Genomic DNA, 23,802 nt, shown 5'->3' on the forward strand with positions numbered 1-23,802 from the left:
TGACATTTACTAGCGAGCACTTTTAGTTCACACAGTCGTAACTCTATTTAGCAGCCTGTATACTTGTCGCCTCAAGGAAAATAATTACGAAAACTGGCGCGGTTCTCTCCTTAAATAGAGAGACAGTAAGCTGTTTTCCCCTCGTTAAGGCATATTAGTACTGGTTCGGTATGGAACAGATTATTGAATTTATAGGCAACCACCCTCTGCTGGTGGGTTCTCTGGTGGCTTTGGTGTGTGCACTGCTCTTTACCGAGATGCGTAAGGGCGGACAGAGCGTCGGTTCTCAGGAAGTGACTCAGCTGATTAACCACCAGGGGGCTATAGTACTTGACGTCAGGGAAAAAACCGACTTTAGCAAAGGTCATATCGTTGATGCCGTGAGCATGCCCTATGGCAAAGTGGCTGAGCGTATCGGCGAGCTGAACAAACACAAAGACAAGCCGATTGTTATCGTCGATGCCATGGGGCAGCATGCTGGTACCGTTGGCAAGCAATTGAAAGACGCCGGGTTTGAGCAGGTTGTCCGACTGAAAGGTGGTATTGGCACCTGGACGGCCGATAGTCTCCCTCTGGTTAAGAAGTAGATTAACAGAGAATGATTCACTCCCGGATAGACGAGTGAATCATTGTCAGCAACAATGGAAAACAGATGGCTCAGGTTACCCTTTATATTTCTGCTTATTGCCCCTTTTGCCATCAGGCGCTCAGGCTGCTGGACAGCAAAGGGGTCAGCTACCAGACTATCAGCGTCGACGGTAAGCCCGATGTCCGTCAGGAAATGACACGCAAGGCAGGTGCGCGCACAGTTCCCCAGATATGGATCGGAGACACCCACGTGGGGGGTTGTGATGACCTGTATGCTCTGGAATCTGCTGGCAGACTGGACGACTTGCTGAAGTAAAATGGACTCGTATCCTGAAGCTTCATGGGATCGAGCCCGTTTTTGAAAGTAGCTGGTTACCAGACTTGATACTGGTATTTTTATCCCCACTAATAAGTGGGAAGCGAATTTAGAACCGATGTTTTTAAGGAAAAGATAATGGCTGAGAATCAGCAGCAAGATCAGGCGCAGTTTGCGCTGCAGCGTATTTACGTAAAGGACCTGTCCTTTGAATCGCCAAAGTCTCCGGAAATGTTTCAGGCGCAGTGGCAGCCAGAAGTTAAGCTGGATCTGAACACCACTAACCGTCTGCTGCACGATGACATGTATGAAGTCGTGCTGTCTCTGACCATTACTGTCCAGAACGGCACTGAAGAAGAGAAAGAAACGGCTTTCCTGGCTGAAGTTCAGCAGGCGGGAGTTTTCCTCATCAAAGGATTGGGTGATGAGGAATTGCACCGCACTCTGGGTGCTTTCTGCCCGAACATTCTGTTTCCATACGCACGTGAAGCCATTGATAACCTGGTTCTGCGTGGCAGCTTCCCTCCGCTGATGCTGGCACCTGTCAATTTTGACGCCCTCTACCTGCAGGCGCGTGAACAGCAGGAAGCTACCGTTAACTGACGGACTGATAGCTTATAAATAGATAGCTCATAAATAGATAGCTCATAAATAGATAGCTCATAAATAGAGTGTGCCGGGCGTTGACCGGCACACTCTTCTCTCACTCACCCCCAATAAATTCCAGCTGCTTCCAGGCCTCGTAAACCATAACGGCCACAGTATTGGATAAGTTCAGGCTTCTGCTTTCAGGCAACATCGGTAAACGCAGTACCTGATCCTTTGGCAGGCTATTCAAAATATCGGCTGGCAGGCCTCTGGTTTCCGGGCCGAACATCAAGGCATCTCCGGGTTCAAAGGCATGTTTCGAGTAGCGGGTGGTACCTTTGGTGCTCAAAGCCAGAACTCTTTTGGGTTTCACTGTTTGAAGAAAGTCCTGATAGTGATCATGAATCTGCAAATTGGCGTACTCATGGTAATCCAGCCCGGCCCTTTTCAGACGCTGATCATCAAGATCAAAACCCAAAGGCCTGATCAGATGCAGGCGAAAACCTGTATTGGCACAGAGTCGGATGATATTCCCTGTATTGGGAGGAATTTCTGGCTGGTAGAGAACGATATCAAGCATGCTGGAGGGAACTGATTCAGTACATCGAGGTGGAATTATAAGGCTTTTAGCTTGGGTTGTGAGTGAATCTATACCCATCACTACATCTTTAAAGGCGATGGATACAGAAACGGTTGTTAACCTTTCAGACAGAAGCCTGAGCCAGACCTGAGATCAGAACCATGGTTAACAGGAGAGCAACAATGTTACAGCTGCGTCCGACGCTACATTGTTTTTCATCGCAGCGGCATTGGTCGTAAGGTGACAGATTCATCTTCAGAAGCCTCTTTAAATTTCCTGAGGGTTTGCTGATACACGCTTCGAATACTGCTCTGCCTTGGAAGCTACACAATTTAATACTAGTAAAGCTTGTCAGGGCCGAAAGAAAATTTCTTGCCCCAATAAATCTGTCGGGATAATACTATTTTTTCAGGGGTTTTTCAGGATTATCTTGATGGCTGTTGCTTTTCTGGCGTGTTCGATGAAATGTATGCTCAATCCATCTCACCTCACCCCGGAGGAAGTGCGGACTTAGGTTTCATCTTTCGAAGCGTAATATTCAGCAACCTTTTCATGGGTAGCAGTCAGTGCCTGAAGAGTGCCGCTCCACATCAGATTGGAGACACCTCCCATGGCCGTTGCATAAGCTAACTGGGCAACAAAAACCTTAGGGTTTTTAGCGGCAGTAGCAGCCAGTTGTCTGAAAATTTCCTGATGGGTTTTGCCCAGTATCCGGCCATTGGCGTGGGTTTTGAGAATATTATTGATAAAACCCACTGTTGCACCCACACCAAACTGTGTTGCCCTCATTTCAAAATCACCAAGCTTCCCTTCATCCCGTCGTTTTACCTGCTGCCTGTCCATTGAATCCATCGAAAACATCAGCAGAGCGGAAAGGCAATTGCTTGTAACTCCTCGAAAATGCGATGTTAGCGTTCTTTTGAAGCCTCGTTGCAGAATAGTTTTAGATTCCTGAGCTTTTTTTACATTGCGATCTCTCATCTGCTGTTTAATTTGCATCGCTGCAAAAGGCTGGCTGGCTACTGTCATTAGTGTGGCAGTAGTGCCGTTGACTGCAAAATTAGCTTTACCCTGGGTGCCTTCAGGCAGCTCCATTGTAGAAGACACGCCATAAAGCAATTGCGCAGATATTGTTCGAACCGTATCGGCAATCGCGTAACGAGTAACAGTGCGGGCAATGGCTGGAGCCCAGCCGGCCGTAGATAAAGCCGCTGTCAACTTAGGCAGCTGACCGGTTTGCTGTGACTGAACCAGTGGCCTGAGTAAGGAGGAAGTCGCAGGTGTGTTCAATACAGCAGGAAGCAGCATATTGTTTTTAGCAAACTTACTTACGTACAAAGGTAAAGGAGCACCCTTCAACAGGCTTTCAGGAGCCAGCTCTGTTTTTCGGCTTACAAGAGATGTTTCACTGCCTGTTTCTGCGTTACTGGCGTCAGGAAGGTACTTTGACGATTCAATGTCAGCAGAGGGCTTGTTTTCAGGTGAGACAGTACTCAGGCCCGGTTGTTGCTGTGTGGTGGTTAGTGGATCCATTATCGACTCCCTTTAAATAAATCATATTCATTCTGAGTTCCTCGCTGGGAAAAAGTTCATTTTATAGTGTGTTTGTGCTCATCTTCCTCACTTACCGCGAAGGACAATCTCAAGTCCGACAGGCTGCCAGCTGCTTGGTAGCAGAAATCAGATCACCGTAAGCTCGTTTGGCGTCTTGTGCGTTCAACCCAACAAAAGAATAGAAAGCTGAATCGCCAGAATGTAGTAATATGTGTTAATTATTAACACAAATGGTGCGGAGCTATGGCAAGAACAACATCGGTAACATTAGGCCAGCATTACGAAGACTTCATCAATGATCTTATAGAAAAGGGTCGTTTTCAGTCTGTTAGTGAGGCGGTTAGGGCAGCGCTCAGGGTCTTTGAAAAAGAAGAGCAAGAATATGAAGCCAGGTTACAGGTTCTGAAGGACAAAATAGAAGCCGGTCGTAACAGCCCGATTGTAAAAGACTTTGATATGGATCGTTTGCTTGATGAATTAAACGGGAGGCGTGATGTCGGGTAGTTACACTGTTCGCCAGAGAGCAAAAGACGATGTAATGAGCATCTGGTTTTATACATTGGAGCGCTGGGGGACTGAACAGGCCAACAGGTATCTGCGTAAAATCAGGGACAAGTTTGAATAGCTGGCTGAGAACCCCAGAGCGGGCACACAGAGAAAAGACGTAGACCCTGAACTGTATGCTACACCGGTAGGGATGCACATCGTTCTTTACGATATTGTTAATAACCAGCCTGACATTGTGGCGGTTATTCACCAGTCTGCAGACATAAAACGCAAACTGCGGGAATAAGAATAAATATTTAACAAAACGACTGCGGGTGTTTTTTTGCTTTAACAACTAACATTCAAAAGTCGGCTTCATACAGTTTTTTTATGCCCGAAAAAAGGTGAGTCATGGAAGACATTGCTCACATTCTCAATCTCTCAGGTGGCAAGGATTCAACTGCACTGGCGTCACTGGCAAAGGAACGACTGTAAGCAGGAGCGATTAGTAACGTTCAGCTGTTTTTGCGGATACAGGCAACGAGCATCAGGACACTTACGATTAAGTTGACGACCTGAAAACAAATCTTTATCTAAAAAAATCTGCTCAAAGTTTAAAATATAAATTTATATTGATGAATCCGCTTACATTTGTGCGGGAAGTACCTGTTTTCAAAATCTTTGAATATGAGGTGTTGACATGGATCAATATATCTCCAATAGATGTTTTTGTGAGCAATTATTTATGTTAGCCTTATCGGAAAATACGTACATTAGTCAGCCTTGGGCTAACTAAAGCGTGTAGAGAAAATAAGAAGTATCGGTTTCAGGTAAAGTCAGTCATAAGAATAATAAAAAGACAGTGGTTGTTTAGTTCTTTTTGTCATTCTCCATGTCTGCCTTGATGTTCCGAAAGAAGCCTGAAAAGTGGCTTCGAGATCAGGTGTCGGAAAACACCTGAAGCTTTGAAGAAAAATAGACAACGGACTAGTTCTAGATATTGGAGAAAGTGATGGAATTTAAAAAAGTAGCTGTGGCTTTAGCACTGTCTGCAGGGCTGGCCTCTTTTGGGCTTCAGGCTGCAACCAATCCCGGGAGTCCAAGTGACACTACCTCTTCTGGTGATTTTGATATAACTCTATACAACAGTACCCAGATTCAGATATACGGCCTTGATGATGTTGAGATCGTAGATACTGGAACTGCAGATGCTACTGGTACTACGCCAGTTTGTGTGGCTGCTAATGTCGATAATTTCAATATTTCAATGAGTTCTACAAGCGCGTTTAATCTTACCAATGCTGGTGGAGCTTCTAATATTCCCTACACACTGACTTTGCAAGATAGTGGTGGAACAGCAATTGCTGACGGCGTTTGGGGCGTAGGTCAAAACTCTAATGGCGAGCAAAGTTCAACTGATTTGGCAAGAACAACTGGTAATTTCGCTGATGTGGCTTCAGGATGTTCTGGCTCTTATAGCATTCTTGTAACTCCTGACTACACTGGTGCTGCTGATGGTTTATATGCCGATACAGTTACTGTAGAAGTAGCTCCAATTTAATCTCAAATAAGCCAGCGAAGTTGTCTCCGGTATCTTCGCTGGCTCTCCAAAAAAAATAAAAAACAGCCGTGAGTAATAGCCCTGAGCCAACCCACGGTAGAAGAATCAGAGCAGTACAAAAAGGACTTTCCCGGGTCATGACTAGGCGGAAATGCATTGACATTCTATGTATTGCATTGCCCATGGTTTTTATTTTTTCGAAAGCTGTGGCCAGTCAGCCGCTTTTCCTTGCCCAGAATAAAGTCCCCGAAGGTTTTGAGACGCTCAGCGAGCCCCAGCAGTCGCTGATGGATATCTATTATGGCAACCGCTATCTAACTTCCCAGCTGGCCACCTTTCAACCCGGTAAAATTACCCTTTCCAATGTTAATGAAGTGGTTCGCCTGATTGGTTCGGTGAATGATCCTGCTTTTTTGACGACAGCTTTATCGGGCGAGTTGAATACCCATGCCGAGGCGATCTGTCCGCCCAATGTCACGAAGGATTGTGGTGTTCTTAATCCTCCCATTGCCGGTGTGATTTTTGATGAGTCCCGCTTCCGGGTCGATGTGTTTGTTAATCCCCGCTTTCTGTTAACCCGGGCTGCAGATGTCAGAAAATATTTGCCGCCATCCGATGCAGGCTTTGCCATGATGCAGAACTTTTCGGCAGCGGCCACGGGTAACACTGAAGACGCTAATGGCAATGACTACACTCTGAATGGTCTGACACTGTTGTCTTATTATGAAAACAGTGTGCTGTGGAGCTGGGACTATTCAAAGTCACAGCAGTTCTCGGTCAATCAGCTATATGGTCAGAGGGAGTATGAAGGTTTTGAATACAATCTTGGCTTGCTCTCAAGTCAGGGGTTTGGCCTGAATTTCACGTCCGACCAGCCCCTTGTGGGAGCCCGCTTTCAGAGTTCTGATAATACCCGGAACGACACCGATTTCAGCGGTGGTATGCCGGTTGAAATCTTTATGCCCCTCAGAGGCAGGGTTGAAATCAGAAAAGATGGACGACTGATTGCCTCTTATTTCCACGAAGCGGGTCTTCAGGCTCTGGATACCACTAATTTTCCCAGTGGTGCCTACGATATAGAAATCAGTATTCTGGATGAACAGGGTAACCTGCAGTCTCAGGAAACCCGTTTCTTTTCAAAACAGTACCAAATACCCCCTGAAGGTGAATGGCAGCTCTTTGCCGAAACAGGGCGTGTGATGACATCGGTTTTTGATGGCGCCCTGCCTCAAAGTACCGAGCAGTGGCTGACCCGGGCCGGTGTGAGTCGGAGAATTTTTGATACTATGGCAGGTACTCTCTCTGCTGCCGCTACTCTGGACACTGCATTGCTTGAGCTGGGTCTGTTTAACCTGGGGTATCGTTATGAGTTATCACCGTCGGTGATGGTAGCAGATAACGGCAGCTATGGTATGACCCTGACTGGCAGAACCTGGTTGGGCGACGTCTCTCTCAACGGCAGTTATCGCCGACTCTGGAGAGATGACAGTGAAGAGGAAAACACGGATCGCCCGGCACTGATCGGTGATGCTTTTGAGCAAAGCAGTTTTTCTGTTTCTGCACCCCTCTGGAGAGGTAACGCCAATTACCGATTCAGCAGCAACAGAAATAATAGCGACGGTAGAACAGAAACCCACGGAGTGAGTTACACCGCTAACGTTTTCAGAACACTGGATTACGACACCAGTGCGACCTTCAGTTTGAGTGAATCAGAAGGTAACACGGTAGCTCTGTTCAGTTTTGAGTGGCGATTCCGTCAGGACCGTTGGAATTTCCGGGTTAACCCCCGGGCTGAGGTTCAAGACAATAACGGTGTTAGAGACAGAACAGAAAAAATGAGGCTGTCAGCCTCCTGGGACGATGGTGATCTTTTTGATGGCCAGTTGACTTCCAGTGTCTCCGCAGAAGCGGGCAGCGGCGAACGCAGACTCGATGGTACTTTGCAGTATGGTAACCGGTTTGGCAGAGCGGCATTGTCGGTAAACCACAGTTCAACAGAAGCTAACCGGATTACTAACTATAACGGCAGTTTCAGTACCAGCTTCCTGACCGATGGCAATGTTGTTGCCATGGGGGGAGAGCAAAGAGCTGAAAGTGCTCTGGTGGTCAATCTGGAAGGTCGTGAAGGCGACGTTTTTGATGTGAGAATTGATGGCCAGAGAAGAGGTTATGCCGTGGCGGGCAGACCGTCGGTGATCACACTGTCGCCTTTTGAACAATATACCGTTACCCTGTCGCCTTCAGGAGATACCCTTTACAGTTTTGATGAGCGGGAGCGCCGTTTTACCCTGTATCCGGGAAACGTGGTGACACTGGACTATGAAGCTATCCCCCTGCAACTGCTCTTTGGTCGTCTGTTAATGAATGGTGAACCTCTGGACAGAGCCCGGATAACCGGAGGGCTTTATCCTTCCAGCTCAGACGACATTGGCATGTTCCAGATAGAAGCTCGCTCAGATATTAACGAATTGAGGATTGAGCTGGAGAATGGTTGGCAATGCTCAGTGCCCGTGGAACCGGATGATGAGCAATACATACTTAGAATGGGAACCGTTGATCTTGCCGAGTCTGATTGTGTTCCCGAGCTGGAAGGTCAGTTGGCCATTGGCAAACGGGAGGATTCCTGAAGAGGATTTTCAGGAAGAAATAGGTAAAACAATAATGGTGTGTTGCCATGTTAGGGTCATTGATTACAAGAAGGTCTGTTGTATAAAGGCCCAAGGTTGTTGATATTGATGTATTTCACCAAGGTGTTTTTTGCGGTACTGATAGTCTTCTCGTCAGGGGCACGAGCTTTCTTTGATTTTTCTGGTTATGTCGCTGATCCGCTTAACGTCTCCTCAGGAAATGTAAACCCCACCTACACTTTTACAGTCTCATTCAGTGCATATTGTAGATCGGGCTGCGTGGGTCAGGATTATCGGTTGGCTCTTTCTGATTCTGATCCCGGCAGCCAGAGCCCTTCGAGCAATGTTCCTGACAGCTATCAGGCGGATGAGTTGACAGAGTTTTTGGTCAGTGCTCAATATAGTCAGCTGGGAAATCAGGGGAGTTTGGTGCCCGGAGAATGGACACACTCTGAAAGCTCTTCCTCATTTTTCGAGACCACTACCAACGGCTCAGTAACGGGCTCGTTTACTTTTACCTTTAATCAGAGTCGACTGCAACAGCTTGAGGCTGGCACATACGACTTTAGCTTTTATATTGCCGGCGAAGATATGTACCAAACACGCCATTTGGACAGTATTCTGGTGACTATTCCAATCGTTGTACCCGAGCTAGTGCAAATATCAGGTCTTGAAGATGTCGCTCTGGATACTAATGACCTGTCTGGTAATAATCTGGATGCTCAATTTGGTGTCTGTGTATTCAGTAATACCGGTGGCGTCTCTATAGACTTCGATAGCAGCAGTAACTCGGGCGGTAACTTTATGCTGAGCAAACAGGGACAATGTGTGAACTCATCGGATTGCGTTGATTATCGTATGAGGGTCAGGACCTCCAGCCAAGACTGGCGGAACTATCGCAGGCAGGGGCAACGACCTAACAAGGTCTGGACTGCCAGTGCTCAGCAGGATTGCGGCGGTCAGGATAACATGACATTGCTGGTCAGAATCAATCAGGGGGCTCTTAATAATATCGATTCTGGTGTTTATAGCGATACCATGACGGTTACAGTCAGGGCACGATAAAAATAACTATGGATATTGTTTTCTGATGATATACGTCAGATGGATACTTGCGCTAATTACACTGACATTAGCTAATACGGCTTCAGGCTTTTTCGTTTTTGGCCAGCAGCAATATACTGCGCCGCCTGTTGTCTGGACCGGTGGCGATGTTGATATCGATCTGCCTATTCAGTTGCGGTCGTGCAATGGTATCGGTACTGGATCAAGTTTTCTCCGCTGTGGCTGGTTTCGACAAGCTGAAGATTACACTATTGAAGCGACTGATTTTGATTTCATTGCTTCAGGGAGTGTCCCTTCTATAGAAATGTCCCGGGTGATCTTTGAGCAGGGGAGCAATTCATTGTTGCTAAAAGATGGCAGCAATGTTCCTGATACGGGTTCGACATTTTTAGATCCGGGGACTTGGAGGCAGGTAGATGGGAACGTATCGGTTACGGTGAATGCTATCGAGTTACAGGGTCGTCAACCCGGAAATTATCAGGCTGTAATAAAGCTCACAGGCATGGAGAGCGGTGGTTTTATACCTTATACCGATAACAGCGATCTTATCTTTGATCTGAACATTCCTGATCGCATCCAGATCAGCGGCCTGAGCGACCTGGCGCTCACTGACCAGAGTCTTCAGGGTGATATAGATTTTTGTGTTTACACTCAAAGTGGATCTGACTTCACTGTCCGGGCTACCGGGCTGAATAATGATTTTCTTTTATCGGGTCAGGTGGGTTATCAGTTAAGAGTAGGGCAAGGAGGCTCTATGGAAACTCTGGTGCCGGGAGTGGATGGGCAGCCCTGGAACGGTTCCACTCAGCAGTATTGTGGCGGCGGCTCCAATATGGATCTTGAGGTTACAGTACCTCCATCGGAAATATCCGGACTTCAGCCCGGCGTTTATAAAGATACGGTAACGGTGACAGTGTCGGTTCAATAAGTTAAAACGTCTTTCTTTGCTGCCATTGAACAAACCTTACGTGACTTCGGTGTCGTTGCCGGGGGATTTTCAATGTCTAGCTCTTTCGCGGTCAGAGTCGTTTGATATCATCAATATTATAACAATGACGTTTTTTGTACTGGCCTCAGCATAGCTTTCTTTGGCAATACAACACTTCCCAATGATTGAGGTAAACGACTTAGTTTAAGTCATGTCCGAATCTTTTGAGCCCACCTGTGTTTTTATTTGTTTGCTACACTGTCGCAATCAAAGCTTGAAAAGAGGCACTGAGGTCGGGGTGCCACAAAGTACTTGAAGCGCAGAAACAAGACAGATCACGAACTGGCTAGATAAAGGAGAAGGTAATGGAGTTAAAGAAGTAGCTATGATTGTCGCTTTCTCTGCAGGACTGGTCTCATCGGGGCTTCAGGCGGCTGTAAACCCAGCGGGGCCCGCTGCAGACTCATCTACCGGCAACTTCGAGATCGTCTATAGAAGGAAGGTTCAAATACAACTCTTTGGTCTGGAAGACGTTGTTTTTGATAAATCCTCTGCTTCTATGGGTGATCTCAAAGGTTCAACCCCTTCTTGTGTTGATTCTAACATTGAACGTTACGAAGTCAGTCTGGATAGCAGGAATGATTTCAAATTGACTGCAAGGCGTGGTCCAAGATCAAACGAGATCCCTTATTCACTAACTTATTCTCAGAAAAAGGGTGCAAAAGATCAGGTTTGGGGGCAAGGCAATCTGGGGCCAGGTGTTGCAGCAGGTGATTTTGCAAGAGATGGTCCTATTGATAGTAAGACTTGCGACCCCGCTCTGGACTCTAAAATTACTGTGGATATTAAAGAAGCTGATTACACCGGTAAACCTGAAGGCGTGTATTCAGACACAGTTACAGTGGTGGTTTCATCTATATAATCCCTATTAGCCAACGAAGTTAACTCCGCTATCTTTGCTAACGGGGGAAAAATATAAAAGTGGCTTTAAGTAAGACCCCTGAGCCAACCCACTGCATAGATTTCCAACGTCATTTGTCGTTCTGGCCTGAGCAGAATAGTTCCTTGCGAAATATCAGATTGGCGAATGATTAAAATAAACGACAAAGGTTAATTCATGGTCGGCATTTTTTGAGCCCATCTGCGTTTCTATATCTCTGCTACAATGTCCAAGGTCGATCCTGAAAGGGGGTTTCGAAGTCTGAGTGTCGCGAAGAGCACCTGTAGCATAGAAGGAAAACAGGATACGTACTAGGTTAGATTAAGGAGGAAGAGATGAAGTTAAAGAAGTTGTCACAGCCGTTGTGCTATCTTCAGGGCTGGCCTTTCCCGAGATCAAGGCAGCTGAAAACCCAACAGGGCCTACCGCAGACTCGTCAACCGGCAAATTCGACATCGTTCTTAGAAATAATGTTCAAATGCAGCTCTTTGGTTTGGAGGACGTAACTTTCAATGCCGCCTCTGGCGGTGATCTCAAAGGTTCTACTCCTTCTTGCGTTAATTCAAACGTTGAGCGATACCAAGTCAGCTTGGAAAGCAGCAATGATTTCGCATTGATGGCAGGATCGGGTACGACAACGGGCAATATCCCTTATTTGTTAACCTATTCTCAGGAGCTGGGTGCAAAAGATCAGGTCTGGGGGGCTGGCCACTTGGGGTCAGGTGCTACTGCGGGAGATTTTCAAAGAGATGGCCCTATACTTACTGATCTCATTTGCAGTGTTGTAGACTCTAAAATTACTGTGGACATTAAAGAAGTGAATTACACCGGTAAACCTGAAGGCGTTTATACAGACACAGTTACAGTGGTGGTTTCATCAATCTAGTCACAAATTGTCGCGAATTGGCCTCGATATCTTCACTGGCTTTCCAGATAATATTTAAAGCGGCTGTGGTTAAAGTCCTGTGCCGACACGCATTAGGATTGCTGCGGTCTGTTGTTGTTCTGGCTCGAGCAGAATTGCACATTGCGAAAAAACACATTAGCCGAAGATGAAGATTAAGTTAAACGACAGACTTAAGTGATATTGGCACCTGTTGAGCACGTGTTCTTCTGTATGTCTGCTATACTTTCCACCTGATTAGAGTTTGGGCTGAGGCTCGAATGTCTGAGGTGTCATAAAACTCCCTAAACATAGAAGCAAAACAGTTTACAAACTGATTAGGTAAAGGAGAAATAGATGAAATTAAAGAAGTAATTGTGGCTGCTGTTCTATCAATAGGATTGGCCACTTATGGGCTTCATGCGGCTGAAAACCCAACAGGACCCACAGCAGACTCGTCTACCGGCAAGTTTGACATCATTCTCAGAAACGATGTTTTAATAAAGCTTTTTGGTTTGGAAGACGTAACTTTCAATACCGTTTCTGCCACTACCGGTGATCTCACCGGTTTCACTCCCTCTTGTGTTGATTCAAACGTTGAAAAATACGAAGTCAGTCTGACGAGCAGCAATTCCTTCGCATTATCGCCGGGGTCGGGTGCAGCAATAGGTAATATCCCTTACACTTTGACCTATTCTCAGAAAAGGGGTGCGGCAGATCAGGTCTGGGGAGAAGGCCACTTGGCGTCAGGTGTTGCAGCGGGTGAATTTGCAAGAGATGGCATCATTGGTGGTGACACTTGTGACGCGGCTCTGGACTCTAAAATTACTGTAGACATTAAAGAAGCGGATTATAAAGGTAAAAGTGTAGGTGTTTATTCAGATACAGTGACAGTGACAGTTTCATCTATCTAATTCCCAGATACCCAGCGGAGTTGACTCGGGTATTTTCGCTGGCTTTCCAAAATATATAAGTCGCTGTGAGTAAGCGTCCTGCGCGAACCCCATGGTATAGATTTTCATTTTCTTAAGCACCAGAGCATCAACAAAAGGATTGTTCCGGGCCATGATAAGGTGGAAATGCATTGACATTTTGTGTATTGCATTGCCCATGGTTTTTATCTGCTCGAAAGCTATGGCCAGTCAGACGTTATTTCTTGCCCAGAATAAAGTCCCAGCGGGTTTTGAGACGCTGAGTGAGCCCCAGAATTCAGTAGTAGATATCTATTATGGTAAGCGCTATTTAACTTCCCAGCTGGCCACCTTCCAACCCGGTAAAATTGCCCTATCTAATGTTAATGAAGTGGTTCGTCTGATCGGTTCGGTGAATGATCCTGCTTTTTTGGCTTCGGCTTTATCGGGCGAGCTCAATACCCATACTGAGGCAATCTGTCCGCCCAATGTCACCAGGGATTGCGGTGTTCTTAATCCTCCCGTTGCCGGTGTGATTTTTGATGAATCCCGCTTCCGGGTCGATGTTTTTGTGAATCCCCGCTTCCTGTTAACTCGAGGTGCGGATGTCAGAAAATACCTGCCGCCTTCCGACTCTGGTTTTGCCATGATGCAAAACTTTGCAGCAGTAGCCACCGGTACATCTGATGACGTTAATAGCAGTGACTACACTTTATATGGTCTGACGCTGTTGTCCTATTACGAAAACAATGTTCTGTGGAGTTGGGACTATTCAAAGTCTCAAGACTTCTCGGTCAATCAGCTTTACGGCCAGAGGGACTTTGAAGGCCTTGAATACGATTTTGGCTTGCTTTCGAGTCAGGGGTTTGGCTTAAATTTCACGTCCGATCAGCGCCTTGTCGGAGCTCGCTTTCAAAGTTCTGATAACACCAGAGACGATACCGATTTTAGTGGTGGCATGCCCGTTGAAATCTTTATGCCGACGAGGGGTAGGGTTGAAGTCAGAAAAGATGGACGACTGATTGCATCTTATTTCCTTGAAGCCGGTCTTCAAGCTCTTAATACTACCACTTTTCCGTCGGGTGCCTATGATATAGACATTCGGATTCTGGATGAGCAGGGCAACCTTGAGTCTCAGGAAACCCGTTTCTTTGCTAAGCAGTTTCAACTGCCCCCTGAAGGTGAATGGCTGCTTTTTGCTGAGACGGGACGTGTAATGACATCCGTTTTTGATGGGGTATTTCCTGATAGTACCCAGCAGTGGTTGACCCGGGCCGGTGTCAGTCGAAGAATTCTTGATACTGTGGCGGTTACTCTCTCTGGCGCTGCTACCTTAGACACTTCATTGCTTGAGCTGGGTCTGTTTCATCTGGGCTATCGTTATCAGTTATCACCTTCGGTGATGCTGGCGGATAACGGAAGCTATGGTATGACACTGATTGGACAGGCCTGGCTGGGCAACGTCTCCCTGTATGGCAACTATCGTCGACTCTGGAGAGATGATAATGAAGTGGACAATGCTGATCGCCCAGCACTGATTGGTGATGCTTTTGAGCAAAGCAGTTTTTCTGTTTCTGTACCCCTCTGGAGAGGTAGCGCCAATTATCGATTCAGCAGCAACAGAAATAATAACAGTGACAGAACGGAAACCCACGGAATAAGTTACACCGCCACTGTTTTCAGAACGCTGGATTGCGATACAAACGTTACTTTCAGTTTTAGTGAGTCGCAAGGCAACTCCGTGGCTCTGTTGAGTTTGGAGTGGCGATTGCGTCAGGATCGATGGACTTTCCGGGTTAACCCCCGGGCTGAAGTTCAAAACACTGACGGCACAGAAGACAGAACAGAAAAATTGAGGCTTTCAACAACCTGGGATGATGGTGATCTTTATGATGGTCAACTGATTTCCACTGTCACCGCAGAAGCCGGCAGCGGTGAACGCAGACTCGATGGTGTTTTGCAATACGGCAACCGGTTTGGCAAAGCCGCATTGACAGTTAACCATAGCTCAACAGAGGATAACCAGGTTACTAACTATAACGGCAGTTTCAGTACCAGCTTCCTGACCGATGGCAATGTTGTGGCTATGGGAGGAGAGCAGTTGGCAGAGAGTGCTCTGGTGGTCAATCTGGAAGGTCGTGAAGGCGACGTGTTTGATGTAACCATTGATGGTCATAAAAGGGGTTATGCCGTAGCGGACAGACCTTCGGTGATCCCGCTGGCGCCTTTTGAGCAATATACCGTTACCCTGTCGCCTTCAGGGGATACCCTTTACAGCTTTGATGAGCGTGAGCGCCGGGTCACCCTGTATCCCGGAAATGTCGTGACACTCGACTATAAGGCTATCCCCCTGAAACTGCTCTTTGGTCGTTTGTTAATGAAGGGTGAGCCTCTGGACAGAGCCCGGATTATCGGAGGACTTTATCCCTCCAGCACTGACGATATTGGCATGTTCCAGATAGAAGCCCGTTCAGATATTCATGAGTTGAGGGTTGAACTGGAGAATGGTTTGCAATGCACAGTGCCCGTTGAAACGGATGATAAGCAATACATACTAAGAATGGGAACCGTGGATCTTTCCGAGTATGACTGCGTTCCCAAGCTGTCAGGCAGTTGACCAATGGCGAACAGGACAGCGGCTGAGCATCAGTAATACTCGGTCATACGGAGATATTATGATGGTTAGAGTTAAGGTCCAGTCAAGATAAGAACAGATGTTGTTTTCTTATGATATGTCTCAGAGGAATACTTGTGCTAATTGCACTGACATTAGCTAACACAGCTTCAGGTTTTTTCGTTTTTGGTCAGCCGCAATATGTTGCGCTGCCTGTTACCTGGACCGGTGGAGATGTTGATATCGACCTGCCTTTGCAGCTGCAGTCGTGCAATGGCACCGGTCTTGGGCCACGCTTTCCTCGTTGTGGCTGGTATCGGCGAGCTGAAGATTACACCATTGAAGCTACCGATTTTGATTTCGTCTCTTCAGGGAGCGCTCCTTCTATAGAAATGTCTCGTGTGGTCTTTGAGCAGGGGATAAATTCATTGTTGCTAAAAGATGGCAGTAATATTCCGGATACGAGTTCGACATTCCTGACTCCAAGGACTTGGAGACAGGTAGGAGGGAAAGTATCGGTTAAGGTGAATGCGATTGATTTAGAAGGGCGTCAACCCGGAAGTTATAAGGCGACATTAAAGCTCAAAGGTATGGAAAGTGGTGGTTTAATCCCTTACACAGATAATAGTGACCTTGTCTTTGATGTGAAAATTCCTGATCGTATCCAGATCAGTGGCTTGAAAGACATGTCACTCAGTGACAAGAGTCTTAAGGGGGATATGGACTTTTGTGTTTACACTCAAAGTGGATCTGACTTCAAGGTCAGAGCGATGGGACTCAGCAGTACTTTTCTACTATCAGGTCGGGTGGGCTATCAGTTAAGAGTAGGGCAGGGGGGCTCTCTGGAAACCCTGACGCCGGGAGTGGATGGGCAGCCCTGGAAAGGTTCTACTCAGCAGTATTGTGGCGGTGGCTCCAATATGAATCTTGAGGTAACCGTACCTCCATCAGAAGTATCAGGACTTGAGCCCGGCATCTATAAAGATACGGTAACGGTAACAGTAACCGTTCTGTAAGTTAGAACTTTTTCCTTTCCTCTGTGCTGCCATTGAACAAACCGTATTCCACTTGGGTTTTGCTGCTGGGAATTTTCAATGTCCAACTCTGACCAGCATACAGTCGTTTAATCTCATCAATATCAGAACACTGACGTTTGCCTTTCTGGTCTGAGCAAAATTGTCCATTGCGCAATACCACATTAACGTTGCCACTGTTGGTGAAAGTGATTGAGTCTTTCTCTCGTCTGGCTGTCACTTTGTATTCCGGATTTTCCGGGCGAACAAAGACCAGAGCCTGGTAGGCAATCAGCAGTTTAATGGCATTCTGGGTGGCTTCCAGATCACCGACGACGGGTTTGAAGGTTACTCTGTAGACTGACTCAATTGTTTTTGGTGTCTCAAGGCTGACCAGTCGAACGGTTTTTCGACTGTTGGGGGCGACAATGGTTTTCTGTGGCGTGCTGAGTAATTTCAGCTCGGAAGGGTCGGTAATACGAACCCTTTCTTCCTGTTTGGTGCCGGGATTAACGACTTTGTAGACCTCAGTCTGCAGATACAGGTTTTCCTTATCCGGATTGGTAACGACTATGTCCTGACGAGGGGATTTGTTCGGCTCGAAATAAACAATCATTTTATCCAGTGACATGGCGCCGAAAGCATTGAGGGTTATAGCCAGAGGTGCCAAAGCCAATAATATCGATAGACGACAAAGTTTAAGCCACGACCGCATCTGTTGGGCTCTTGTGTTTCTGTAATCTGATCCAGTCACTGAAGTGATCTCTTTTTCATCACGACTGGTTCCCGGTTTTGACCCAGTGGGTCTAAAAGCACGGGAACCAGAGTTTGAATATCAGGCAATAGTCTTCGGCCTTCATTCTACGGGTACTATCGCCTGTGGTAAACAGCCTTTGATAAAGCGTCTTATTCGGCATTGATGATCAAGTTTAGCTCACCTTCAAGAGGCTGCTGAGCCACATCTTGAGGTAGTTTCACCATAAAACCCGTTTCACTGTTATTACAGTCTGAGCTGCGTGGCAGTGCATTGATCGGGTTACTGTTCTGTCCACTGTTAAGGGCCTGGGCTTCGCGATTAGAAGACCAGAGGTCGACTTCATAGTTATAGGAACTTTGATCATTTCTGAGCGCATAGGAGCCACCTGTTCCTGAACCTTCTGTGACAACAGAGTACTGATTAATTCCCGTACCCTTGATGCAAATAGGCTCCACCTCATTGAATTTAGCAACAGTTGATGTTGCGTCATTGAGGTTGGCAGCGTTTGAATTCGTGTCATCCGTTTGTGATGTGGAGGGAGTTGCTATGGAGGCTTGCAAGTTAGGCTTTATAACCAGGCGAATACCGAAAGAACCTGTGGATGTTTTTCCAATATTGCCCTGCTGCGCAGAATAACTCGAAGACGTGATGAGAATAACTAATGAGGCGACTAAGCCTCTGCAGACCATTGCTGAGAGTTTCATATTACACCTACTTCCTGTCTGGTGTTACCTAAGTGGAGTATAGAAATTCTCAGAGACTTGTTTGGCAGGACAGTTTATCGGGTAGTAGCGGAAGATATTCGGGCATGTTGATGTGTCCAATGGAGGGATACCGTCAGAGAAACGGCTCCCCCCGATTCCATAAGCGTTATTCTGTCAAAGCTTTGTCGGACATTTCCAGCTCTTTTATTTTACGGGTGAGAGTGTTTCTGCCCCAGCCTAGTAGCTCGGAAGCATCTCTTTTTCGACCTCCTGTGTGTTGCAGAGCTGATTCAATCATGATCTTTTCAAAAGCCGGGATAGCTTTGTCCAGAATGCCGCTGTGTCCTGCTGCAAGCTCTCTGTCTGCCCAGAGACGAAGCTGCTGCTCCCAGTTGCCTGACTGGGGAGTGACCGGGCCACTGTCGGGCTGGCTCAACAGTTCAGGTGGAAGGTCAGAGATCAGTACTTCCCGGCCTGAAGCCATCACCGTCAGCCAGCGACAAGTGTTCTCTAGCTGTCTGACATTACCGGGCCATTCCAGACTGGCAATAAATTTCGCTGTTTCCTGGGTGAGTACTTTGGGCTCAACGTTCAGTTCTTTGGCGGCCCTGTCCAGGAAATGTCTGGCCAGAACAGGGATATCTTCTGAGCGTTCTCTGAGTCTTGGCAGGTGAACACGAATCACATTGAGTCGATGGAATAAGTCTTCACGAAATGAGCCTTCCTCAACTAGTTTTTCGAGATTCTGGTGAGTGGCTGCAATAATGCGGACATCGACTTTTACCGGAGTATGACCACCCACCCGATAGAACTCACCGTCTGCAAGTACCCGAAGTAGACGGGTTTGTGTTTCTGCGGGCATATCTCCTATTTCGTCAAGAAACAGTGTGCCGTTCTGAGACTGTTCAAAGCGCCCCTTGCGCATGGCACCGGCACCGGTGAATGCCCCTTTTTCATGGCCAAAGAGTTCTGATTCAATCAGGTCCCTGGGTATGGCTGCCATATTCAGGGCAATAAAAGGATTATTGGCTCTGGGGCTGTGCTTGTGCAGTGCCTGGGCAACCAGTTCTTTACCTGTGCCAGATTCACCATTGATGAGTACAGTAATATTGGACTGCGATAGCCTGCCAATGGCACGGAAGACTTCCTGCATGGCAGGTGCCTCACCGATAATCTCTGTACCGTTATCAACCGCCTCAATCACCTGTTCTGTCTTTTTCTGGCAGCTGTGCTCAATGGCACGTTTGGCCAATGAAACGGCATCGTCTATATCAAAGGGTTTGGGAAGATATTCAAAAGCGCCACCCTGATAGGAGGAGACAGCGCTTTCAAGATCTGAGTGGGCGGTCATAATGATGACAGGCAGATCCGGGTAGGTTTCGTGAACTTCCTTGAGGAATTCCAGCCCATTGGTACCGGGCATTCTGACATCGCTGATTATGGCTTCAGGCTGAGAGTATTGCAGTTCCCGCAGAGCCTTGTCGGCAGAGTCAAACACATCGACTGCGATCTGCTCTCCGGCCAGTGCCTTTTCTAGCACCCAGCGGATAGAGCGATCATCATCAATAATCCAGACTTTAGAGTCCATACTCATTAATTACTCCTGTTGTTTATCCGCTGAAGACTGTCTGATGTAAGACGGTTGGGATGAAGGCTGATTAATCGTTAGCGGGAGATAGACGTGAAAGCATGTCTGCCCCGGTTTACTGTCACATTCAATTAACCCCTGATGCTGGCTGATAATGTACTGGGCCATGGGTAGCCCGAGGCCGGTTCCTTCTGCTCTGCCACTAATCATGGGGTAAAAAATATTTTCCTTAAGGTGCTCAGGAATACCGGGACCATTGTCAATAATGGATAGACGACAAACGAGCTTCCGTCGTTGATTGCCAATCGTGAACTGTCTGGATATACGGCTTTGAATGGCTATTTGACCATCACTTAAAGGCATGTGCTGTTCTATGGCCTGCATGGCGTTACGCACCAGGTTGAGAATGGCTTGAATCAGCCGCTCCCTGTCAGCAGGAAGATCAGGAATACTGGGATCATAATCTTTCACAATAGACAGCTGACCACCGGTCTCTGCATGTATCAGCTGGATAACCCTTTCCAGCACCTCGTGAATATTCAGACTGTTCATGCTCGGGGGTTTGATGGGGCCGAGCATCTGGTCAACCAGGTCTCTGAGTCTATCCGCTTCCTCAATGATGATCTGTGTGAACTCACTGAGTTCTTTGTCATCCAGTTGTTTATCCAATAGTTGGGCTGCGCCTCTTATACCTCCCAGTGGATTCTTGATTTCATGAGCGAGTCCACGGGCGAGAATACGTGAGGTTTCCTGCTTGGCAATCAGAGATTCTTCACGAGTGATGCGTTGCAACCTGTCTCTTGGGTGAATCTCTACCAGCAGGCAGGCGTGCTGGTTTTCCACGGGAGTAATCGTGTAATCAACCAGTACTGGGGCTCCATGAATCACTATTTCTGACTCTCTGCGGGTAAATTGCTGGTTCTGCTCCAGGGCTCGCTGCAGGTCTTTCATCATGGAGCCATGGTCAAGCGACTGCGGCGGGGGCAATTGCAGACCGCTCTTTTCGCTGATATCCAGGAGTGCTTCAGCAGCATGGTTGATGAAGGAGACACGAAGCTCCTGATCCAGAGCAATAATGGCCGTGTTTAGATTTTCCAGTACAAATTCATTGATCACCGACTGACACCCGGATAAGTGGTGGTTGTTATTTCATGGTCTGGTAAAACATTACGCAAGAATTGAACCAACTGTTGCCAATCTCTTTCAGTGTGTGACCTTTTTGCATCAGGTCGCACTACTGAAAAGAGTCGAGAGGCTCCGAATTATAAGTCAGTTTATCAAAGCGCACTAACATAGTGCGATCAGTAGTTTCAGAGGGCTGGTGTTGGAACCGGTGTGGGAGGTCTGAAAACCGTTCTCTGCACATGCACAGTGCTTTTGGCGGTTTTTAAGGTTTTGCCTTTAGGGTCAAGAATGGTCACTGACAGCTGGTGAGTACCTCGATCGACATTTTTCAGCTTGAATTGAGGGTTTCTCTGGGGGGGGCCCTGCTGAACGCCATCAACTGACAAGGACAAAGTGTGACCTTTTACCAGTCTTGGTTTCAGGCTGACTTTAACGGTGAAGTTGCCATTATCTCTGACGGTTGAATCATTGGCAGGTTCGGTAATCGTGAAGACTGGATAAATGCCCTCTTTATGGTTATTCAACGGCTTGATGGACGAGCGACCTGTTGTCTGGGTAGAGGGTATGCTGGTAATGGGAGTGAGTTCTACCGGCTCAGCCTTTTCACGGGCGCCAGGGCTGTCAGTGAATGTGACATTGCCATTCTTGTCGACCGTTTTATAAATTTCAGAGGCTTGTCCAGGCAGGGGTAGGGCCAGCAATAACATAAATATTATTCTTTTCATGGTGATCTAAGGCTGATTCCGGGTTCTCCTAGAGTACTGTAGAGCGCACCTGTTTGCATCCGTGCGGTCAAGAAAGGACAAAAAAAGGCGATGAAAGGACTTTAAAGCGAGTATTGGGGATATGAAATAGAGGGGACTTGAATAACAGCCGGAGTGCTATCTGTGGCGATAGACACTCCAGCATTTGGGCTTTTGATAACAGGAGTAGTAGTTACTGCCCTATTCGTTTACACACTGTAGTAGAGATCGAACTCAGCAGGATGAGTGGTCTGGCTTACCTGTACACACTCTTCTTTCTTCAGTTCGATGTAAGCGTCGATCATGTCGTCAGTGAATACACCGCCGGTAGTCAGGAATTCACGGTCGGCATCCAGAGCGGCCAGAGCTTCTTCGAAGCTTTCTGCAACGGTCGGGATTTCAGCCGCTTCTTCTGCAGGCAGGTCGTAAAGATCCTTGTCAGCAGCGTCGCCAGGGTGGATCTTGTTCTTGATGCCGTCCAGGCCAGCCATCAACAGAGCAGCAAACGCCAGGTATGGGTTAGCTGTTGGGTCAGGGAAGCGAACTTCTACACGACGGGCCTTGGGGCTGTTTACGTAAGGAATACGGATGGAAGCAGAACGGTTACGGGCAGAGTAAGCCAGCATAACAGGTGCTTCAAAGCCCGGGATCAGTCGCTTGTAGGAGTTGGTGGAAGCATTGGCAAAAGCGTTAATCGCTTTAGCGTGTTTAATGACACCACCAATGTAGTACAAAGCGTTTTCGCTCAGACCGGCATAGCCATCGCCAGCAAACAGGTTTTCACCATCTTTGCTCAGGGACATGTGAACGTGCATACCGCTGCCGTTATCACCCACCAGAGGCTTGGGCATGAAGGTGGCAGTTTTACCGTAAGCGTGAGCAACATTGTGTACGGCGTATTTCAGGATCTGAACTTCATCAGCCTTGGCTACCATGGTGTTGAATTTAACACCGATTTCACACTGGCCCGCAGTACCTACTTCGTGGTGATGTACTTCAACGCCTAGGCCCTGAGCTTCCATCGCTGTGCACATGGCAGCACGAATATCGTGCAGTGAATCGACGGGAGGAACCGGGAAGTAACCGCCTTTAACTTTTGGTCGGTGGCCGATATTGCCACCTTCGAAAGACTTGCTGGAAGACCAGGCCGCTTCTTCAGAGTTGATTTGGTATGAAGCACCGGAAATGTCAACGTTCCACTTAACATCGTCAAATACGAAGAATTCCGGCTCCGGACCAAAGAAAGCCGTGTCAGCAATACCAGTAGACTTCAGGTACTCTTCAGCACGCTTGGCAACAGAACGTGGGTCACGCTCGTAGCCCTGCATGGTTGAAGGCTCGATGATGTCGCAACGAATGTTCAGAGTAGTTTCGTCAGTAAAAGGATCGATGACTGAGCTGTTGTCATCAGGCATCAGGATCATGTCGGATTCATTGATGCCTTTCCAGCCAGCAATGGAGGAACCGTCGAACATTTTACCCAGCTCGAAGAATTCGGCATCGACTTCGCCGACCGGCAGGGAAACATGCTGTTCTTTACCACGGGTATCGGTAAAACGAAGGTCAACCCATTTTACATCGTGATCCTTGATCAAATTCAGGGTCTTGGACATTTATTATTCCTCCAAAGGACTATAGCTCTCGTTGAGCACCGCAGGTCGATTGTAGGAGCCTGACCGAGAATAGACTGCCCTACTGCGGCGACAGCAAATTGGTCTGAAAATCCGCTTTTGTTCGTCAAATAGCTCGCTATTCTCCTCACAAAACCGAATTTTCATCCTCAATTTTCTGCCGTCCTCGCTACGGGCGCTACCCTCGGTCAGGCTCCTAGGAGGCCGACCGAGAATAGACTGCCCTACTGCGGCGACAGCAAATTGGTCTGAAAATCCGCTTTTGTTCGTCAAATAGCTCGCTATTCTCCTCACAAAACCGAATTTTCATCCTCAATTTTCTGCCGTCCTCGCTACGGGCGCTACCCTCGGTCAGGCTCCTAGAGACTTGTCAATCGTTATGGCGGTTTACCAACATTTAGTCGTATTGTGCCGCATTGGCGGCTGTGCCGACACCGTCTCAGCAATTGCTGTGCCAGTATCGAAAACCGGTTGATTTTGCTGAGTTCTAAAACGTGAACATGCCTGAGTATAAGCCGAATGCAGGTGGTTGCACCGAAAAGAATCTCATTAAATCGAATAAGTGCACAAAAAAAGTGCGCCAGACTTTGAGAGTGTTTC

The 23,802-nt window shown here is 47.3% G+C and carries 24 protein-coding genes; 15 read left to right on the plus strand and 9 right to left on the minus strand.

Features of this window, described 5'->3' with window-relative positions; all coding sequences use genetic code 11:
* The first annotated feature begins 170 nt into the window (after positions 1 to 170).
* From ACO6V5_RS23520 to secB, 3 genes are all read left to right on the plus strand, one after another.
* Positions 171 to 587, plus strand: coding sequence for a rhodanese-like domain-containing protein (locus ACO6V5_RS23520; protein ID WP_422135317.1), 417 nt, complete (start codon positions 171 to 173; stop codon positions 585 to 587).
* Between the two features lie 65 nt (positions 588 to 652).
* Positions 653 to 904, plus strand: a complete 252-nt coding sequence (grxC, locus tag ACO6V5_RS23525; protein ID WP_422135316.1) for a glutaredoxin 3 — start codon at positions 653 to 655, stop codon at positions 902 to 904.
* Between the two features lie 138 nt (positions 905 to 1,042).
* The gene (secB, locus tag ACO6V5_RS23530) at positions 1,043 to 1,507 is read left to right on the plus strand and encodes a protein-export chaperone SecB (protein WP_422135315.1); all 465 of its coding nucleotides are present in this window, start codon (positions 1,043 to 1,045) and stop codon (positions 1,505 to 1,507) included.
* 100 nt (positions 1,508 to 1,607) lie between these two features.
* Here the strand turns inward: secB and trmL are convergent, their stop codons facing one another.
* Positions 1,608 to 2,072, minus strand: a complete 465-nt coding sequence (gene trmL, locus ACO6V5_RS23535) for a tRNA (uridine(34)/cytosine(34)/5-carboxymethylaminomethyluridine(34)-2'-O)-methyltransferase TrmL (RefSeq protein WP_422135314.1) — start codon at positions 2,070 to 2,072, stop codon at positions 1,608 to 1,610.
* A gap of 510 nt (positions 2,073 to 2,582) precedes the next feature.
* Positions 2,583 to 3,605 (minus strand): hypothetical protein, encoded by a 1,023-nt coding sequence (locus ACO6V5_RS23540; protein ID WP_422135313.1) that lies wholly within the window; start codon positions 3,603 to 3,605, stop codon positions 2,583 to 2,585.
* A gap of 264 nt (positions 3,606 to 3,869) precedes the next feature.
* Here ACO6V5_RS23540 and ACO6V5_RS23545 point away from each other — a divergent pair, with 264 nt between their 5' ends.
* From ACO6V5_RS23545 to ACO6V5_RS23590, 10 genes are all read left to right on the plus strand, one after another.
* Positions 3,870 to 4,130, plus strand: coding sequence for a type II toxin-antitoxin system ParD family antitoxin (locus ACO6V5_RS23545; RefSeq protein WP_422135312.1), 261 nt, complete (start codon positions 3,870 to 3,872; stop codon positions 4,128 to 4,130).
* Positions 4,120 to 4,251 carry a type II toxin-antitoxin system RelE/ParE family toxin gene (locus ACO6V5_RS23550; protein WP_422410941.1) on the plus strand — a complete coding sequence of 44 codons (132 nt, stop codon included), beginning with the start codon at positions 4,120 to 4,122 and terminating at the stop codon, positions 4,249 to 4,251. The genes ACO6V5_RS23545 and ACO6V5_RS23550 overlap by 11 nt, the downstream gene beginning before the upstream one ends.
* Entirely contained in the window at positions 4,252 to 4,419 is a 168-nt protein-coding gene (locus tag ACO6V5_RS23555; RefSeq protein WP_422137039.1) for a type II toxin-antitoxin system RelE/ParE family toxin, read from the plus strand.
* Positions 4,420 to 5,124: 705 nt separating this feature from the next.
* Positions 5,125 to 5,673, plus strand: coding sequence for a hypothetical protein (locus tag ACO6V5_RS23560; protein ID WP_422135310.1), 549 nt, complete (start codon positions 5,125 to 5,127; stop codon positions 5,671 to 5,673).
* A 287-nt stretch (positions 5,674 to 5,960) separates the two neighbouring features.
* Positions 5,961 to 8,300 (plus strand): TcfC E-set like domain-containing protein, encoded by a 2,340-nt coding sequence (locus ACO6V5_RS23565; protein WP_422410943.1) that lies wholly within the window; start codon positions 5,961 to 5,963, stop codon positions 8,298 to 8,300.
* 297 nt (positions 8,301 to 8,597) lie between these two features.
* Positions 8,598 to 9,365, plus strand: coding sequence for a hypothetical protein (locus ACO6V5_RS23570; protein ID WP_422442494.1), 768 nt, complete (start codon positions 8,598 to 8,600; stop codon positions 9,363 to 9,365).
* Between the two features lie 25 nt (positions 9,366 to 9,390).
* Positions 9,391 to 10,293, plus strand: a complete 903-nt coding sequence (locus ACO6V5_RS23575) for a hypothetical protein (RefSeq protein ID WP_422410947.1) — start codon at positions 9,391 to 9,393, stop codon at positions 10,291 to 10,293.
* Between the two features lie 385 nt (positions 10,294 to 10,678).
* Positions 10,679 to 11,215 carry a hypothetical protein gene (locus ACO6V5_RS23580; protein WP_422135306.1) on the plus strand — a complete coding sequence of 179 codons (537 nt, stop codon included), beginning with the start codon at positions 10,679 to 10,681 and terminating at the stop codon, positions 11,213 to 11,215.
* A 496-nt stretch (positions 11,216 to 11,711) separates the two neighbouring features.
* Complete coding sequence (locus ACO6V5_RS23585) at positions 11,712 to 12,119, plus strand: hypothetical protein (protein WP_422135305.1); 408 nt, start codon at positions 11,712 to 11,714, stop codon at positions 12,117 to 12,119.
* A gap of 374 nt (positions 12,120 to 12,493) precedes the next feature.
* Positions 12,494 to 13,030: a hypothetical protein gene (locus ACO6V5_RS23590; protein WP_422135304.1), complete on the plus strand. Its 537-nt coding sequence runs from the start codon at positions 12,494 to 12,496 to the stop codon at positions 13,028 to 13,030.
* On the opposite strand, the gene ACO6V5_RS23595 is transcribed toward ACO6V5_RS23590, so the two are convergent.
* Positions 13,019 to 13,228 (minus strand): hypothetical protein, encoded by a 210-nt coding sequence (locus tag ACO6V5_RS23595; RefSeq protein ID WP_422135303.1) that lies wholly within the window; start codon positions 13,226 to 13,228, stop codon positions 13,019 to 13,021. The genes ACO6V5_RS23590 and ACO6V5_RS23595 overlap by 12 nt on opposite strands.
* Between ACO6V5_RS23595 and ACO6V5_RS23600 the strand changes: the two genes are divergently transcribed.
* Together ACO6V5_RS23600 and ACO6V5_RS23605 are read left to right on the plus strand one after the other, a co-directional pair.
* The gene (locus ACO6V5_RS23600; protein ID WP_422135302.1) at positions 13,227 to 15,644 is read left to right on the plus strand and encodes a TcfC E-set like domain-containing protein; all 2,418 of its coding nucleotides are present in this window, start codon (positions 13,227 to 13,229) and stop codon (positions 15,642 to 15,644) included. The two genes, ACO6V5_RS23595 and ACO6V5_RS23600, sit on opposite strands and share 2 nt — an antisense overlap.
* A gap of 134 nt (positions 15,645 to 15,778) precedes the next feature.
* Positions 15,779 to 16,657 carry a hypothetical protein gene (locus ACO6V5_RS23605; protein ID WP_422138878.1) on the plus strand — a complete coding sequence of 293 codons (879 nt, stop codon included), beginning with the start codon at positions 15,779 to 15,781 and terminating at the stop codon, positions 16,655 to 16,657.
* 1 nt (position 16,658) lies between these two features.
* Here ACO6V5_RS23605 and ACO6V5_RS23610 read toward each other — a convergent pair whose 3' ends face one another.
* The 6 genes from ACO6V5_RS23610 to glnA form a co-directional block, all read right to left on the minus strand.
* On the minus strand, positions 16,659 to 17,369 hold the full coding sequence (locus tag ACO6V5_RS23610) for a molecular chaperone (protein ID WP_422138877.1): 711 nt from the start codon (positions 17,367 to 17,369) through the stop codon (positions 16,659 to 16,661).
* Between the two features lie 191 nt (positions 17,370 to 17,560).
* Complete coding sequence (locus ACO6V5_RS23615; RefSeq protein ID WP_422410953.1) at positions 17,561 to 18,115, minus strand: hypothetical protein; 555 nt, start codon at positions 18,113 to 18,115, stop codon at positions 17,561 to 17,563.
* A 166-nt stretch (positions 18,116 to 18,281) separates the two neighbouring features.
* Positions 18,282 to 19,709 carry a nitrogen regulation protein NR(I) gene (gene ntrC / locus ACO6V5_RS23620; RefSeq protein ID WP_422138876.1) on the minus strand — a complete coding sequence of 476 codons (1,428 nt, stop codon included), beginning with the start codon at positions 19,707 to 19,709 and terminating at the stop codon, positions 18,282 to 18,284.
* A gap of 3 nt (positions 19,710 to 19,712) precedes the next feature.
* On the minus strand, positions 19,713 to 20,819 hold the full coding sequence (glnL, locus tag ACO6V5_RS23625) for a nitrogen regulation protein NR(II) (RefSeq protein WP_422135297.1): 1,107 nt from the start codon (positions 20,817 to 20,819) through the stop codon (positions 19,713 to 19,715).
* 194 nt (positions 20,820 to 21,013) lie between these two features.
* Positions 21,014 to 21,535: a DUF4124 domain-containing protein gene (locus ACO6V5_RS23630; protein ID WP_422135296.1), complete on the minus strand. Its 522-nt coding sequence runs from the start codon at positions 21,533 to 21,535 to the stop codon at positions 21,014 to 21,016.
* Positions 21,536 to 21,780: 245 nt separating this feature from the next.
* Positions 21,781 to 23,184: a glutamate--ammonia ligase gene (gene glnA, locus ACO6V5_RS23635; protein ID WP_422135295.1), complete on the minus strand. Its 1,404-nt coding sequence runs from the start codon at positions 23,182 to 23,184 to the stop codon at positions 21,781 to 21,783.
* Positions 23,185 to 23,802 lie beyond the last annotated feature (618 nt).

Source organism: Endozoicomonas sp. ALD068, from assembly GCF_049310145.1.
Taxonomy (GTDB): domain Bacteria; phylum Pseudomonadota; class Gammaproteobacteria; order Pseudomonadales; family Endozoicomonadaceae; genus Endozoicomonas_A.